The following is a 15,458-nucleotide window of genomic DNA, read 5'->3' on the forward strand; positions in this document are numbered from 1 at the left end:
GTCATCCTAGGGCGAAGCAGGAGCGAAGCGACGTCGCGGAGACCCTAGGATCCATGCCGTTACCTCTAGGCGGTGCTACGCTGAACAGCACTTCACCCGGCCTTTTTGGCGCCACCCGCCTACCCTACCCGCCTCACCGATACTCGAAGATCGACCTGAAAATCCCGGGCGCTATCACCGATAGCGGATTGACCTCCAGGTTCGGCTTGTTGGCGTTGCCCTTGAGCCTGTAGGTGACGCCGATCAGGCCGCGGTCGCGGCCGTTGCCGAGCAGTGCGCCGATCAGCGGCAGTTCGCCGAAGATGCGGTTTACGCCGTAGGCCGGCATGAACGTGCCGGTCATGTCCATATTGTTGTTCTGGTCGTAGAGCGTGCCCTGGAAGGTGGTGCCGATGCGCGAGCCGCGCAGCACGCCATTGCGCAGCTTGAGATAGCCGCTGCCCTTATCGATCTCGCTGAAACCGCGCTCGAACTTCACCCTCGACGTGTCGAGATTGCCTTTGACCGCCTCGTTGAGGCTGCGGTTGTCGCCGGCCGGCGTCGTCGACACGATCGAGGCGAGCTTCGGCTCATTGACGATATAGAAGTTCTTGGCGTCGACCTGGCCTTTCATCGGCCCGTCGCCGGCCCCGGTCAGCGCCAGCGTGATCGAGCCGCCTTCCATATGCTCGTAGATGTTGAGGAAGCGCAGTATGGCGCCGGCGTCGGCAGACTTCATGTTGAGCGTGCGCAGGCCGCCGCCGGTCGTGTTGCTGATGGTGATGGCGGCTCCCGAACTTGCCGTGGCGCTCACCTTGAGCCCGTTCACCCGGGAGCCGGCGGCGCTGTAGTCGAGCTTCAAATTCGACAGCACCTCGTCGTGGAAGCCGGTCAGGGAGCTGACGTCGGCGCTGACCGAGATCGCATCGACGCCGGTGGTCTTGGTGGCGGTATCGACATCGGACGTGAATTGCTTGATCAGCGAGCGTGCGTCCAGCGCGCTGCCGCTAACCTCGACCGCATAGGCCTTGCCCGACCGCTTCACCGAGACGGCGACGTCGTCGCCCCTGTTCAACGTGACCTTGCTGAACCGGGCCGAGGACAAGGCGCCGTTGACCAGCACGGCGCTGCCGTCGATGGAGAAGGTCTTGCCGTCGAGTTCGAAATTGGACAGCGTCGTGGTGTCGCCGGTCTTCGCCATGGCGAAGACGACCTTGGCGGGAATGCCGGGCCCCTTGCTCCAGCCGGCCCAGGGAATGTCCAGCCTGGCATTGGTTAGGTCGGCCGACACGTTCTGGTTGCCGCTACCGCTCTTGTCGATCGCCACCTTGATGGTTCCGGAAAGCAGCGTCGACAGGCCAGGCATGGCGGTGGCGCGCGTCTTGTCGTCGAGCACCAGCGCCACTTTACGACTGCGCGGCGGGCCGCCATCCCTGAGCGGCTCGATCAGGTCGAGCTCGGCCGGAATGCCGTTGAGCAGCGCCTTGGCCGAGATCACCGCCCGGTCGGGCGCGACCGTGATCGAGCCGTCGGCATGGCTGACCGTCTGGCCCTCGAACGGCTTGCCCAGCGACAGGTCCTTGTAGTCGAGCGCCACCAGCCAATCGAGTTTGGAAGAGTCGACACCGGACTGCAGCGGAATATCGGCCTTGACGTGGCCGGTCACCGTGCCGGACAGGTCGTCCGGCAGCAGGCCGACATGGCGCATGGCGTTGATCGGGTCAAACGATGCCAGCTCGGCGATTGCCGGCGCCTCGCCGGCAACATCGATGTCGAGCGCGCCGATCACCGGCGGATGGTTCGCCGCCTTGACGGTGAGCGTGCCGTTGCTCGCCGCCACCGTGCGGCCGCTCGGCATATAGACGCTGCCCGACGACAGCGCGACGTCGACGTCATTGCCGTGGAAGCCGACAACGCCGACGGCATCGCGGATCGGCGGAATGCGGCCGGCCGTATCGAAGCGCGATCCTTCGACCTGGAATCGGCCGAACACTTCATCGGCGGAAAGCGGCACGCCGTTGCCGAGCCGTCCGGGCACGACCTGGAACTGCAGGCTGCCATCGACCACGCGGCCGCCGAACAGGTTCTTAAGCACCCACAGCCTGGCATTGCGCGCCGAAAACCATGGCCATAATTGCTTGACGTGCGAGACCGGCATGTCGTGGACATTGAGCGCCACCGATATGCCCGGCGCCTGGTTGGCGACGAATGAAACCGAAGCCGTGCCCAGCACTTCGCTGCCCGGTCCGGACCGGACGCCGATCTGCTCGGCGACCAGCTTTTGGCTCGTCGGCTGGTAGATGCCGGCAATACGGGCAATGAAGCTGAGCGCCGGCTCCGGCGAATCCGAAGGCGCCAGGGTCGAACCGTCGCTGGTCAGGTCGTAACGATAGGATGGCTCCTCGCCCGCTGCGCCGGTAGCCGGCTTCGGCCCGATCGAACCGGCGAAATCGAAGGTCGAGCGGCCGGTTTTCACCAGCAAACTGTCGACCTGGATTTTGTTCGACCCGGCGACGAGTGTTGCATCGAGATCGATGTCGGCCGGAAGCAGGCCGCGCGAACCGAGATCGAGCACCGATCCGGTCAGTGACAGGGCAGCGGTCAGCCGCGAACCGCTGTCGCCGGTCCCTTCCGACCCCGCCAGCTTCAAGGCGATCGCACCCAATTTGCCACCTGCTGCCGCAGCGTCGGCATCCGCTGCCTGGATGCTGGCGTCCAGCGTGGTGATGCGTCGCGTCGCCGGATCGCGGGTGGCGGCAGCGGCGATGGTAAGCGCCCTACCGTCGACATCCGCGTCGGATGAAAACTCCATGCTTCCCGGTCCCGACTGCGAGACGGAGGCGTCGGCGATGGTGACCGACTTGACCGATCCGGACTCGGGCAGTGCCAGCTCGACGTTGCGCAGATCGATCTGGCGCATCGAATCCTCGCGCACCGCATCGAGCGCGCGGTTGAGGTTGGCGAAGACGGCGGCGGAAAGTTTTTCCGGATCGATGAGGCCGTCCTGGTTGCGCAGCTCGGCCGTCCAGTCGCCGCCGGACGGCATTGCCGCCATGACGATGTGCGCGTCGGAAATCCGGGCGCTGGTCAGCCGTACCTCGCCCGAAAGCAACGGGATCAGCCGGATGCCGAAGCGGACCCGGCCTGCATCGGCCATTGGTTTTCCGTCGGCGGTCTTGAGGCTGACGTCGCTGACCTGCAGCGCAATGAAGCTCGACCCGTCAAGCGTCAGCCGTGCCGGCCCGACGGCAACGTCGACATCGAAGCCGGCCAATTTCTCGATTGCCGTTTCGGCTTCCGCACGAAGCCGCTCCGAGCCGAAGCCGGACACGCCGATCGCATAGACGCCGGCGGCAGCCAGCAGCACAAGGGCGACAAGGCCGGCAAACAGCCGCGCCATCATACGGACGCCGCGACCGATCGACGCCTGGCCGAGCGGCGGGACGCGGCACGCGGACGGAAAGGTTCCCAGGTCGGTGATCTCGTCACGCCTGAACCTGATCTTCTCGTGCTGCGGTAGCTCCTGATCCACGCAATCTTCCGTTGAAACGAATTCGATCGTGGACGAATCCCCGCTCGACATTATATCGATGCAGCCTGGCGCGTAACCTCAATCAAGGGCATCGATATGGCTGACCTCGACGTGGGCGATGTTCCGCCGCAATTCGATCTTCCGCGCGACGGCGGCGGTTCACTCAGTCTCGCCACATTGCTGGGAAAACCCATCGTACTCTATTTCTACCCACAGGACGACACCACAAGCTGCACCAACGAGGCGATCGGCTTTTCGCAGTTGAAGCCGGGGTTCGAAAAGGCCGGCGCTGTCGTCATCGGGCTCTCGCCGGACAACGTCAAGAAACACGACAAATTCAAGGCGAAATACGATCTGAGCGTCGACCTTGTCGCCGACGAAGAGCGCAAAGTGATCGAGGCTTACCATTTGTGGGTAGAAAAGAAGCTCTACGGCCGCACCTATATGGGCGTCGAGCGGGCGACGTTCCTAATTGGCCGGGACGGACGCATCGCCAGGATCTGGCGCAACGTCCGCGTCAAGGGGCACGCCGAAGAAGTGCTGGAGGCGGTTCGCGCCCTTTGAGAGCTGCGCCAGACCGCTGCAATTCGATACCCGTTTTGCGCGAAGACCTTTGCCTGTCGTTCGATCCGGCAAAACTTTGTTAACCCTAATAATGTGTAATCAGGCTCGTCGTTGGTGTCGTAACGAAAGCTTGGTCCCGTGAACGTAGCCAGTCAGTCAGCGGTCTTCGGCAGACGCAAAGAGCCCCACACGGTCATCATCGCCCGGGGCGACCAGATAAGGCATTTCACCATACGCCCATGGCTGGCTGCATTTTGCGGCTCGGCGCTGGCGGCGATCGTCATTGGCTACCTGCTGGCGACCTCCTATCTGGTGCTGCGCGACGATCTGATCGGCGCCACGACGGCGCGGCAGGCGCGCATGCAGCAGGCCTACGAAGACCGCATCTCGGCACTCCGCAGCCAGGTCGACCGCATCACCAGCCGCCAGCTACTCGATCAGCAACTGATGGAAACCAAGGTCAGCGAGCTGCTGGAACGGCAGAGCCAGCTCAGCCTGCGTCACGGCCGCCTCGGCCCGATCCTCGAACGAGCCGAAAACGAGGTCGCAACGCCGCCCGTGCCGACGGCAAAGCCGGACGAACATGCCGACGCGACCGGCAGCATCCAGCCGATGGCCTATTCCGTCGCCAGCCTTGCTGTGCCCCTTCCCAGCAACGACACCAGGCCGTTCTCACTGTGGTCGACCCGCGCCGATCCGCTGCCGAGCGAAAGTGCGGCCGACCGGGCAGACAAGCTCTTCGTTTCGATCAACAACTCGCTGAAGGCAATCGAGAGCCAGCAGCTCACCCGCATCGCCACACTTGCCGACAATGCCTACAAGAGCGCCGACGCGATCTCGCAGGCGCTCGAGGCCGCCGGCCTGCCCGTCGATAGCGAATTCGAAAAGAGCGACGTCGGCGGGCCGCTGATACCGCTCGACAGCTCGTTGGTTTTCGACAGCAAGGTCAAGGAGTTGGACGAAGCGCTTGACGCGTTGGATCATCTGAAAAAGGAGGCACGCCGGCTGCCGCTCGCCAACCCCGCCCCCGGCCGCAGCGTTACCAGCCCATTCGGCGTGCGCACCGACCCCATCCTCGGCACGGCCGCCTTGCATTCCGGCATGGATTTCAGGGCGCCGGTCGGTATGCCGGCCAAGGTCACGGCAGCCGGCGTTGTCGTCAAGGCCGGCTGGAACGGCGGCTACGGCCGCATGATCGAGGTCGACCACGGCAACGGTTTTGTGACGCGTTACGGGCATCTCAGCGAAATCGAGGTCGCCGTCGGACAGAAGCTCGATGCCGGAGACATCATCGGCAAGACCGGCAACAGCGGCCGCTCAACCGGCCCGCATCTGCATTACGAGGTCCGCCACAACGGCGAGGCAATCGATCCGCTGCGGTTTCTGACGGTCGGCAAGAAGGTCGAGCGGTATCTGTAGAGCCGGCGATTCATTCGGCGTGAAGCCTGGCGCGCGGCCAACCGCCCGCCAGGCAATATCAAAGATAGATCGCTTTCAGCCCTCAGCAGCAGCCATGAACGCGCCGAGCCGCCGGTTGAACGGCTCACCGGTCTGCTGAACGCTGTGCCCCGCGCCGGCGATCACGGCACGATCGGCACCAAGCACGTTTTCGAGCACGTCGCAGACGGCGTCGAATGCTGCGCTGTGCCCGCCGGATACCACCAGTTTCGGGAACGGCGCATCGGCAAGTTGCCGAAGCGGAATTTCGGCCTCCCATGGCCCGCGTTCGACGACGAGCATGGCCGCCCCTTGCGCGAGCGGGGGCGGCAGCGGGTCTGGCAATTGTATCGCCGAGCCGACCAGATGGAGGAACTGGCGCAAGAAAAGCGCGGGATCGTCGCGGGGTCCGCTTTGCCAGTGGGTCTTCAGGCGCGTCACGAGTTCATTCACGGCAACATCCCCGCGCGCAAGGTCAAAGGCCGGCGGCTCGATCACCGTGAGCGAACGGATTGCTCGCGGGCGCATCGCTGCTGCAAGAAGAGAGATGACGCCGCCATAGGAATGCCCGACCAGATGGACGCGGCTTTCGTCCCAGAGGTCATGCGTCCGATCGAGGAATCCGGCGACCAGTCTGGCGTCGACGACGAAATCTTCGCGTTCGGCAGGGGAACTTGATCCGTATCCGGGCCGGTCGACCACAACCAGCTTCCAGCGCTCCGCAAGCGGTTGCTGGGCGGACCATGTCATCATGCCGTTCGTGACGCTGCCGTGGACGAACAGAACCGGCGGCCCGTCGCCCCGCACCTCATAGCCGAGATCAATCCCGTCGAGGGTCAGCTTCGGCATCGCATCTCCTCCCGCAGACCGGCGAGAGGAAGTATGCTCCCTGCAACGGAAAGGCGCAACGAACTCCGATCCCTGGCCGGCTCACAGGCGGGTTCCGAAATGTGCTTCAGGGCGCTGATCGGATTGCCGGCCAAGGTCATGCCTGGCTCCCGTCCAGCCGGTGGCGCTTCATACTGGAAAATTACCAGAGTTGGCCCATCCGCCGGCGGGCGCGAATTCGCCGGCGTTAGAAGGACCTTGGCCACAGGCGAATTATTTTTGAATTCCATTTGACTGAATAAATCTTCAGTGCCAGTCTGGCCTCTCTCGAGGGCACAAGGCATGGCACTGCGGGGAACCAATCAGGAGTTCGGGCGGCCGTATAACCGGCGCATCGTGCTCGAATCCATCCGCCTTCACGGACCGATCGCCCGCGGCGACATTGCCAGGCGGGTCGGGCTCACCGTGCAGACGGTGTCTACCATCGTTCGCGAGCTGGAAGAGCACGGTTACGTGTTGTCGCTGCGCGAAGAGCCCAAGGGGCGCGGCCTGCCACCGGCAACGCTGCGCATCAATCCGGAAGGCGGCTACGCCGTCGGCATCCACGTCACCCCGCTGGGCATCAATGCCGCCCTGATCAACCTAAGCGGCGATGTTATCGAGAGCACCTACCGCGAAGCCCCAAATGCAACGCCCGACCACGCTTTCGAGCTGATCGGCGCCATGGTGCTCGAATTGACGGCATTGCGGCCCGGTGGCCGCGTTCTCGGCATCGGCATGGCGCTGCCCGGACCGTTCGGCGTGGAGTCCATGAGCTTTGTCGGGCCGACCACCATGACCGGCTGGAAGGATGTGGCGCTGCGCGAGCGGCTGGCCGCCTCGACCGGACTGCCGGCCTTTTTCGAAACCGATATGGCGGCGGCTGCTATCGGCGAGCGCCTCTACGGCCTCGGAACGGCATATTCCGAGTATTACTATCTTTATTTCGGCGTCGGTCTCGGCGGCGTCATGGTGCATGACGGGGCGGCATTGCGCGGCGCCTGGGGAAACGCCGGTGAAATCGGCCACATTCCCGCGGTGCCGGGCGGCGAGCCCTGCCCGTGCGGCAATCGCGGCTGCCTCGAACGGTATCTCTCGCTCGAGGCGCTGCGGCGCCGCAACATCGCCGACGCCGAGTGGGTGAGCGAGATTGCGCCGATCTTCCGCAACGCCGTCACCATCATCGAAAACCTGTTCGATCCCGAAACCATCATCCTCGGCGGGCTGGCGTCCACCGACCTGCTCGAAAGGCTTGCCGGCGCGGCCGCGCACCTGCCCAATTCGGTCTCGGCGCGAAGCGATCGCACGACGCCCCGCGTCAGCGTCGCACGCGGCGGCCAGCATGCGGTGTTGCGCGGCGCCGCCGCACTTGCCGTTTCGGGGGTGCTTTCGCCGCGCTTCGGCCAGATCTTCACCGCCGAACGCGAACGCGGTCGGGATCTCTTGCATAACAAGGGGATCGCAGCATGAGCGAACCGCTGCTGGTGCTCGACAACGTCGCCAAGAATTACGGCGCCATCGAAGCGCTGAAAGGCATCAGCTTTTCGATCGACAAGGGCGAAGTGGTGGCGCTTCTGGGCGACAACGGCGCCGGCAAATCGACGCTGGTCAAGATCATTGCCGGCGGCCTCGAGCCGACCTCCGGCCGCATGCTGTTCGAAGGCAAGGAATTCCTCGCCAAATCCCCCGCCGAGGCCAAGGCCGCGGGGATCGAGACGGTCTACCAGGACCTGTCGCTTTGCACCAATGTCGACGTGGTCGCCAATTTCTTCATGGGCCGCGAGATCACCAGGAAGGTTCTCGGCATTCCAGTGCTCGACGAGCGCGCCATGGAGCAGGTGATACAAAAGGCACTGGCCAGCGCCGGCACCCGCATTCCCTCGCTTCGCACCAATGTCGAGCACCTCTCGGGCGGTCAGCGACAGGCCATCGAGCTCAACCGGTTCGTGCATTTCGGCGGCAAGCTGGTGCTTCTCGACGAGCCGTTCGCAGCGCTTGGCGTCGAGCAGACGCGGCGCGGCCTCGACATGATCCGCCAGGTGGCGAGCCAGGGCATCGGCGTCGTCATAATCACTCATATCATGCAACAGGCCTTCCAGGTCGCCGACCGGATCGTGGTGATCCGGCAAGGCGTCGTGGCGGGCGACGTCGCACGCAACAAAACAAGTCCCGACGCGGTGATCAACATGATCACCGGAGAGACGCTCGCCGGTGCCGGACCGGCGAGCTGAGGGACAAATGAGGGGTCCGGCGCAAGAGGAGCGAACGACATGAAGAAAATACTTCTTTCCGTCTTCGGTATCCTGGCACTGGCCTTTGCCACGCTCACGCCGGCATTCGCCCAGTCCAAGGGCACCGTCTACTACATGGTGCCGACATTGCTCGATGAGTTCCAGACCGGCTCGGTGAGCGCGCTGGAATTGTTCCTGAAGCAGGTCGGCTACGAGATGAAGACGCTGAACGCCGACAACAAGACCGACGCTCAGCAATCGCAGATGAACGACGTCATCGCGCTGAAGCCGTCGGCGATCATTCTTGCCGCCGTCGATTTCAATGCGCTGAAACCGTCGATCGAGGCCGCCCGCGCCGCCGGCATCCCGGTCGTCGAGTTCGACCGCCAGATCACCTCGACCCCGTCCGACTTCACCTCGGTGGCCGGAACCGTCGAGATCGGCTACGTCGCCGCCGACCAGGCGCAAAAGCTCCTGACCGCGAAAAACGGCTCGGTGAAGGGCAAGATCCTGCAGGTGCTCGGCGATCCGGGCGATCCCTACACGCTCGATATCCAGAAGGGTTTCGAGGAGAAGATGAAGGCGTTCCCGGACGTCAAGATCATCTCGCTGCCGGCCATGCAATGGGCGGCGGATGCAGCCGGGACCATCGTGAACGACCAGCTGCTCGCCAACCCCGACATCGACCTGATCTTCAGCCATGCCGCGCATCTTTCGGTCGCTGCCGTTGCCTCGCTCGAGGCCGCCGGCAAGAAACCGGGCGACGTAATGCTGATGAGCTCGAACGGCGCTCCGGTCGGCCTCGACCTGATCCGCAAGGGCTGGCTCAATGTCGAAGTCGAGCAGCCGCTCTACGCCCAGGCCGCGGCGGTCGCGATGTTCATGGACAAGGTGGTCAACAAGCAGGAGATCAAGCCCGGCGAATATGATGTGCTTGGCCTGAAATCAACCCTGACCAAGGAAGCGTGGGGACCGAACATCAAGATCCCCGGCGCTGCGATCACCAAGGAAAATGTCGATAACCCGGCGTTCTGGGGCAACATGAAGCCGCCGACCGAAACCATAAAGCCGGTCGAATAGCAAACTCGCCAGAAGCTCCGGGCCATGCCGGCCCGGAGCCCAGCCCTGCAGCCTCAGTGCGTTCAAACGGACGCGCACGGGTATGCTGCAGCAATTTTCAACCGCGCCTGGTCTTTCCGAAGGACGAATGGTTTTCGGGGTCATGCGCCAACCGGATCCTGAGATGAACCCCCGCACGCGCCAAACCCTCGAGTTCATCCTCGACAATCTTGTCTGGTTCATGCTGGTCTTCGTGCTGGTGGTCTTTTCCATCCTCATCCCGAACTATTTTCAGCTCGGCATTTTTGCCAACATCATCGAGGCGTCGAGCGTGCTCGGCGTCATGTCGATCGGCCTGGCGCTGGTCATCATCGCCGGCCACATGGACCTGTCGGTCGAATCGGTGGCGGCGCTCAGCGCCATGGCGGTCGGCATCCTGTTCTGCTCGTCGGGCATCGGCCTTGGCATCCAGTTGCAGCCGCAATGGCTGATGGTTCCGGTTTCGCTGCTCATCGCGCTTGCCGTCGGCGGCCTCATCGGCGCCTTCAATGGCTACCTGGTGGTCAGGGTCAAGATGAGCGCCTTCATCATCACCCTGGCCTCTTACATCTGGGTGCGCGGCCTGGTGCTGGTTATCTCCGGCGGCCGCTCGGCGCAGGACCTTACGCCGGCAATCCGCTGGTTCGCCATCCAGCGCCTGGGCGGCCTGCCGCTGACCGCCTGGATCGCCATTGCGTGTTTCGTGGTGTTCTCGCTGATCATGGCCAAGACGCCCTTCGGCCGGCACCTGGTCATGATCGGCGGCAACGAGACGGCGACCTTTCGCGCCGGCATCCGCGTCAACCGCAACCTGGTCATAGCCTTCGTTCTCGCCGGCGCCATCGCCGGCCTTGCCGGCTGGCTGCTGGCGATCCGCACCTCCGGCGCGACAGCTAATCTCGGCGTCGGCCTGTTGTTCAATGCCTTCGCCGCAGTCGTCATCGGCGGCGTCAGCCTGAAGGGCGGCGTCGGCACCTTGCCCGGCGTCTATGCCGGCGTGCTGCTGCTCTCGGCCATCAACACGGCGATCAATTTGATGGGCCTGCCGGCCAACTTCACCCAGGTGATCCACGGCCTGCTCGTCCTCGCCGCGGTGCTGCTCGACGCATTCAAGCAAACCATCCGCCAGAGGCTCGCATGACCGGCCGTCTGGAAGATAAGGTCGCGCTGATCGTCGGCAGCGCACGTGGCATCGGCAAGGGCATCGCACAGCGTTTTGCCGAAGAGGGCGCGAAGCTGGTCCTGGCCGACACCGAGGCCGAGGCCGGGCAAGCGACCGCGAACGAACTCGGCGCCGCCTTCATCCGCACCGACATCTCGCAGATGGCCGATGCCGAGGCTGCTGTTGCACTGGCGCTCGACCGTCACGGCCGACTCGACATCATGGTGCAGAATGCCGGAATCTATCCCTGGCAATTGCTGGAAAACACCAGTCCCGACGATTGGGACCGGGTCATGGCGGTGAACTTGCGCGGCAGCTTCATCGCTGCTCGCGCCGCACTGGTGCCAATGAAGGCACAGCATTTTGGCAGCATGCTGTTCACCTCCTCGATCACCGGCCCGCATGTCACCAGCCCCGGCCACGGCCATTATTCGGCGACCAAGGCCGGCATCAATGGGCTGATCCGTTCGGCTGCGCTCGAATTCTCGGGCTACGGCATTACAGTCAACGGCGTCGAGCCCGGCAACATCCTGACCGAAGGCATAGAGCAGCATCGCGGTGCGGCCTTCATCAAGAACATGGAAGACGCCATCCCGCTCGGCCGTCTCGGCAGCCCTCGCGATGTGGCCAATGCCTTCCTGTTCCTGGCCTCTGACGATGCCAGCTACATCACGGGCACGACCATCATCGTCGACGGCGGGCAGCTTTTGCCCGAGGGCAAGGATTTCCGGCTGCTGCCGCCATGATCCTCGATTTCGGCGGCGGTTTCTTCCTGCGCCGGGCGACCACCGCCGATCGTGCAGCGCTTGCGATGATCTGTCTCAAGACCGGCGATGCCGGCAAGGACGCCAGCGGCCGCGAGGACGACCCGGAACTGCTCGGCCTCCTCTACACTATTCCCTACCAGGTGCTCGAACCCGAGCTGGCCTTCATTATCGATAGTCCCGCAGGTGCGGCCGGCTACCTGCTTGGCGCGGCCGATACGAGCGCTTTCAATGCCAGCCTGGCATCAGACTGGTATCCCGACCTGCAGCGGCGCGTGGCAGACCCGGGACCCGACAGCTCGCGCTGGCGCGGCAGCGACTGGGCGCGGCATCGGGTCCATCATCCCGATTTCGCTGTTCCGCCTGCGCTGACCGCCTATCCGTCGCATGGCCATATCGACCTGTTGCCGCAAGCGCGCGGGAAAGGCATCGGCAGGCGCGCGATGGCCTTCCTCGAGCAGGGGCTTGCCGCGAGCGGCTCGACCGGCATCCACCTCGAAGTCATGCCGGAGAACGATGGTGCGCTAAGGTTCTACAAGGCGATTGGATTTGAGGTGGTGCAGGACGCTGATTCATCGAAGTGTTGTGTTTATGTGGCGAAACGGATTGCTCATGCTCCGGCGATTGCAGACTGATCTGCGACAAGCCAATCGCCCAAGTTGCAAAGAACCGGGAGGCCTATGGAAGTACAATGCTGCCGTTCTGCAGCAGCCAGTTGCCCCGCGTGAACATCTTTGCCGCGGGAACGAAACCTTCGTCGCGTGCTCCACCGCAGACGCGAAAGTCACCAGCATCAACACGGTGCGGGGCTAATTCGAGTGTTGGCGGAGCGTCTACTAGTTCAGTATGGGCGGCAGGGGAACATCCGCGACCGTTCCCCCGGCCACAATCGAGAGCACATAAAGCAGATAAATGGCTAATACCAACAGGGCGAGGAATGAACCGCTGGCAAAGACTCCTGCAACCGCGGCGTCGGGATAAGCTTCGACTTGTTCTTTCTTGAAGGTGTCTTCTTCGTTACGGGTTGTCTTCACAACCCGTTCGCCTGGAAGCCGGTTTTTTTCAGCTTCCTTCGATATCTTATCCGCGAGATCTCCTGCGATCACGGGATCGTCCGGAAGATGACCCACAAGCCATCCAGGAATATTTTCGCTCCCGCCCATGCCCATACGCAATTGAGATACTGCAAGTTGTAGCTTTCGGCAATCGTTTCCCTCATGAGAGGCAAGCAGATCAGACTTAAGTCCCTGCGGAAAGACAGTTTGAATCAGACCAAAGTCCGAGTAGCACAGTGGTCGGATGCGTCTCACCTGGGCGATCAGCTTGAGCGGTGTAGCCCAAACTGAACACATCGAGGAAAATGGTGGGCGATGACGGGCTCGAACCGCCGACATCTTCGGTGTAAACGAAGCGCTCTACCAACTGAGCTAATCGCCCGCCCCGGGCCGGACCTTTAAGCAGTTAAGACCGGCTTCGCAAGGCCAAATGAGCGGCGAGTGGCTTGGCCGGGAGCCGGTTTCGGCAACAAAGTTCGGCTTGTCAAAAAACCTTCTCCTGTTTGCCGTTATGCTGTCCGGGTCCGCTTGACACCCGGTGGCTTACCCCTTATCCACCGCCCCAACGACGAACACGGCTGACACGTGCTCGTCCATGCGCGGGTGTAGCTCAGTTGGTTAGAGTGCCGGCCTGTCACGCCGGAGGTCGCGGGTTCGAGCCCCGTCACTCGCGCCATTTCTCAGTCAATTGCTGATTGAGAAGTGGCCAGTAGTCTGAATGCCAAACCGGCAATTCAGACTTTTCACGGATTCGGTCCAGCGAACCGCCTTCCTGACTTGAGAAAACGTCAAAGAGTCTGCGATCCCATTCCTATCGGCCAGAGGCTTCTGACGATCCAGAGGCTTCAGAAGATGTGGTGCCCTCTACCTCATAGTCTCCATCTTGATCCTCTGGCGGGCTAAGGCCTATGAAAATCTCTACTGCGTCAGACGCCTCGCTTGCCTCCGGCAGAGTGTGAACTGGCTCTTCCTTAAACACGAAGTGCGAGAACGCCGCCGAGCGAGCGATGCGATTTGCGCGATCAGAGGCTGCTCGGGCGACATTCCTCGCATAAGAAATCACATTGGCGTCCTGAGAACCCCAATCCTTTTCTTCCAATCGGAGCAGACTATCAACTCTATGACCGAAGGTGATGAGGTTGTTTGAGATTTCCAGCAACTTGTCCTCATTGAACGGAATCCTATCTTTTCGTCCGGCCAATTCCAAAAACATCGTGTAAAAGTCCGATTTTTTCTTCCATCGAGTCCCTGCTAATTTGGGTATTATTCTCCCCACTTCAGACGTGACCGCGCTAAAAGATTTTACAAGGTTATCTCGATCTTCAAACTGCTCTTCATAGAGCTGATAATAATGGTCGAGCCGATCTTTTTTGTTTTGAGGACCATGTAAATATGCAATAGCCAATTCGCTAATATACTCGTGATCGTTCATACGTCGGTGATCGTTTGCGGAGAAAATTCCACAGTCGGCCCAGAACGAATCCTCATCAGCCATATGTTGTATTGCCTTGATGAACGGCCCCCAATAGGTCGCGTTCCGAAGCTCTTGGTCCGTCAGTGCAACAACATTCTTATTCAACCTTGCGAAAATCCGGCGGATGTCCTCCTCTTTTAGTTCCGGTGGCAAAATACGAACGACAAACTTATAGTTAAAGATAGTTTTTTTGTCGTCGACAGACAGGTCGTCAAATTTTAAGCCGCGCCAATTTTTGGCAACATCGTTCCCCTCGAGCGAGAATGTGGCTAGAACATACTCAAGGACCGCTCGTATACGCTGCTGCCCATCGACGACGATATGCTTCTCTTCGCCGGTCTCATTTACAAGATCCTGCATATAAAGCTCAGGTATCGGCAACCCGTTCAGAACAGTGTCAAGCAAATATGATTTCTGAAGGTTCGTCCAAACCGGATTCCGTTGGAAAGGGGCGGCAAGAACAAGCTCATTGTTCGCGAACGCCTTTTTAAACCACGTAATTGTTCGATGTGTCGTATGGAGAAAGTTATCAGGCTGGGTCATTCGCCGTCCTCAATCAATATGTCGTCGCTGTCGTTATTTCCGATTGGTTCGGACTCAGCCTGCCCGCCGAGCGAATCTCGCAAACGCTCAACATTGCTAGCTTGGTAGTATCGCAAAGAATCAAAGTCCTTATAGAGACGCAGCTTGACGTCTCGCCCTTTTGTCGGATCGATCTGACTCATTGTATCAAGCGCCGCCTGCCACGTCTGGCCAAACGGAAGTATTCCAAGCATCTTATCGGCAGCAATGGTCCCTGCAAACACGTAAGTCTTACGATGGCTTGTAATTGCATTTCTAGTCGGCTGCGGGAGCGAAAGCCATGAGACTCTCAACTGCCTCAAATACCGCCAGGCTATATCAAAGTAGTAGCTGCTAACTACACCGCAATCAAAATCTGAACCGTTATCAAATGCCTTGAAATCGTTGTGCGGGTTCAGGCTGTAACCAACTGCCGCGCTTCCCGTCATCACGATATCTTGCGGATCGACGTCAAGTGCGTCCGCAAGTTTGCGTTTCCATTCAATCCACAGGGCGAGGTCATCTTTGAAAGCAAAAGGGATTGGTTCGAAAATGTGGTGCGAGACGAACGACTTCGGCTCTTTATTAAGTAAGGCAGCCTGCAAGGCTGCGACATCAGAAAACACGCAAGCTCCCCCAAGCGTTTGCAACGTTCTGTTCTACGGGATCCATATCCCAATTCTGTCGTCAGGGGCAGCTGCGAAATCGAACCAGTGAATCTTTCCGAGACGTCG

At 61.4% G+C, this 15,458-nt stretch carries 13 protein-coding genes and 2 tRNA genes; 9 read left to right on the forward strand and 6 right to left on the reverse strand.

Annotated features, from left to right (window positions below; translation table 11 throughout):
* Positions 1–133 precede the first annotated feature (133 nt).
* On the reverse strand, positions 134–3,511 hold the full coding sequence (locus tag NKI59_RS04145; RefSeq protein WP_352702529.1) for a hypothetical protein: 3,378 nt from the start codon (positions 3,509–3,511) through the stop codon (positions 134–136).
* A 96-nt stretch (positions 3,512–3,607) separates the two neighbouring features.
* On the opposite strand from NKI59_RS04145, the gene NKI59_RS04150 reads away from it, so the two are divergent.
* Positions 3,608–4,075 carry a peroxiredoxin gene (locus NKI59_RS04150; protein ID WP_352702531.1) on the forward strand — a complete coding sequence of 156 codons (468 nt, stop codon included), beginning with the start codon at positions 3,608–3,610 and terminating at the stop codon, positions 4,073–4,075.
* Between the two features lie 138 nt (positions 4,076–4,213).
* Positions 4,214–5,494 carry a M23 family metallopeptidase gene (locus NKI59_RS04155; RefSeq protein WP_352681546.1) on the forward strand — a complete coding sequence of 427 codons (1,281 nt, stop codon included), beginning with the start codon at positions 4,214–4,216 and terminating at the stop codon, positions 5,492–5,494.
* Between the two features lie 75 nt (positions 5,495–5,569).
* Here NKI59_RS04155 and NKI59_RS04160 read toward each other — a convergent pair whose 3' ends face one another.
* Positions 5,570–6,361: an alpha/beta fold hydrolase gene (locus tag NKI59_RS04160; RefSeq protein WP_352575968.1), complete on the reverse strand. Its 792-nt coding sequence runs from the start codon at positions 6,359–6,361 to the stop codon at positions 5,570–5,572.
* A 321-nt stretch (positions 6,362–6,682) separates the two neighbouring features.
* Here NKI59_RS04160 and NKI59_RS04165 point away from each other — a divergent pair, with 321 nt between their 5' ends.
* The 6 genes from NKI59_RS04165 (at position 6,683) to NKI59_RS04190 (ending at position 12,269) form a co-directional block, all read left to right on the forward strand.
* On the forward strand, positions 6,683–7,849 hold the full coding sequence (locus tag NKI59_RS04165; RefSeq protein WP_352619162.1) for an ROK family transcriptional regulator: 1,167 nt from the start codon (positions 6,683–6,685) through the stop codon (positions 7,847–7,849).
* Entirely contained in the window at positions 7,846–8,610 is a 765-nt protein-coding gene (locus tag NKI59_RS04170) for an ATP-binding cassette domain-containing protein (protein WP_352702533.1), read from the forward strand. The genes NKI59_RS04165 and NKI59_RS04170 overlap by 4 nt, the downstream gene beginning before the upstream one ends.
* 39 nt (positions 8,611–8,649) lie before the next feature.
* A complete protein-coding gene (locus NKI59_RS04175; RefSeq protein WP_352571438.1) occupies positions 8,650–9,690 on the forward strand; it encodes a sugar ABC transporter substrate-binding protein in 1,041 nt (346 codons plus the stop codon).
* A 163-nt stretch (positions 9,691–9,853) separates the two neighbouring features.
* Complete coding sequence (locus NKI59_RS04180) at positions 9,854–10,849, forward strand: ABC transporter permease (RefSeq protein WP_352702535.1); 996 nt, start codon at positions 9,854–9,856, stop codon at positions 10,847–10,849.
* A complete protein-coding gene (locus NKI59_RS04185; RefSeq protein WP_352646515.1) occupies positions 10,846–11,616 on the forward strand; it encodes an SDR family oxidoreductase in 771 nt (256 codons plus the stop codon). Before NKI59_RS04180 ends, NKI59_RS04185 begins: the two co-directional genes overlap by 4 nt.
* A complete protein-coding gene (locus NKI59_RS04190; protein ID WP_352702538.1) occupies positions 11,613–12,269 on the forward strand; it encodes a GNAT family N-acetyltransferase in 657 nt (218 codons plus the stop codon). Before NKI59_RS04185 ends, NKI59_RS04190 begins: the two co-directional genes overlap by 4 nt.
* 201 nt (positions 12,270–12,470) lie before the next feature.
* Here NKI59_RS04190 and NKI59_RS04195 read toward each other — a convergent pair whose 3' ends face one another.
* Together NKI59_RS04195 and NKI59_RS04200 are read right to left on the reverse strand one after the other, a co-directional pair.
* The gene (locus NKI59_RS04195; RefSeq protein WP_352702540.1) at positions 12,471–12,944 is read right to left on the reverse strand and encodes a hypothetical protein; all 474 of its coding nucleotides are present in this window, start codon (positions 12,942–12,944) and stop codon (positions 12,471–12,473) included.
* Positions 12,945–12,995: 51 nt separating this feature from the next.
* A tRNA-Val gene (locus NKI59_RS04200) sits at positions 12,996–13,071 on the reverse strand.
* 217 nt (positions 13,072–13,288) lie between these two features.
* Between NKI59_RS04200 and NKI59_RS04205 the strand changes: the two genes are divergently transcribed.
* Positions 13,289–13,365, forward strand: a tRNA-Asp gene (locus NKI59_RS04205).
* A 135-nt stretch (positions 13,366–13,500) separates the two neighbouring features.
* Here the strand turns inward: NKI59_RS04205 and NKI59_RS04210 are convergent.
* Positions 13,501–14,706 carry a GmrSD restriction endonuclease domain-containing protein gene (locus NKI59_RS04210; protein ID WP_352495333.1) on the reverse strand — a complete coding sequence of 402 codons (1,206 nt, stop codon included), beginning with the start codon at positions 14,704–14,706 and terminating at the stop codon, positions 13,501–13,503.
* Positions 14,703–15,350 (reverse strand): hypothetical protein, encoded by a 648-nt coding sequence (locus NKI59_RS04215; protein ID WP_352495332.1) that lies wholly within the window; start codon positions 15,348–15,350, stop codon positions 14,703–14,705. The genes NKI59_RS04210 and NKI59_RS04215 overlap by 4 nt, the downstream gene beginning before the upstream one ends.
* Positions 15,351–15,458: the final 108 nt, after the last annotated feature.

Origin of the sequence: Mesorhizobium sp. M0598, from assembly GCF_040320865.1 — a bacterium.
In the GTDB taxonomy this organism is placed as follows: domain Bacteria; phylum Pseudomonadota; class Alphaproteobacteria; order Rhizobiales; family Rhizobiaceae; genus Mesorhizobium.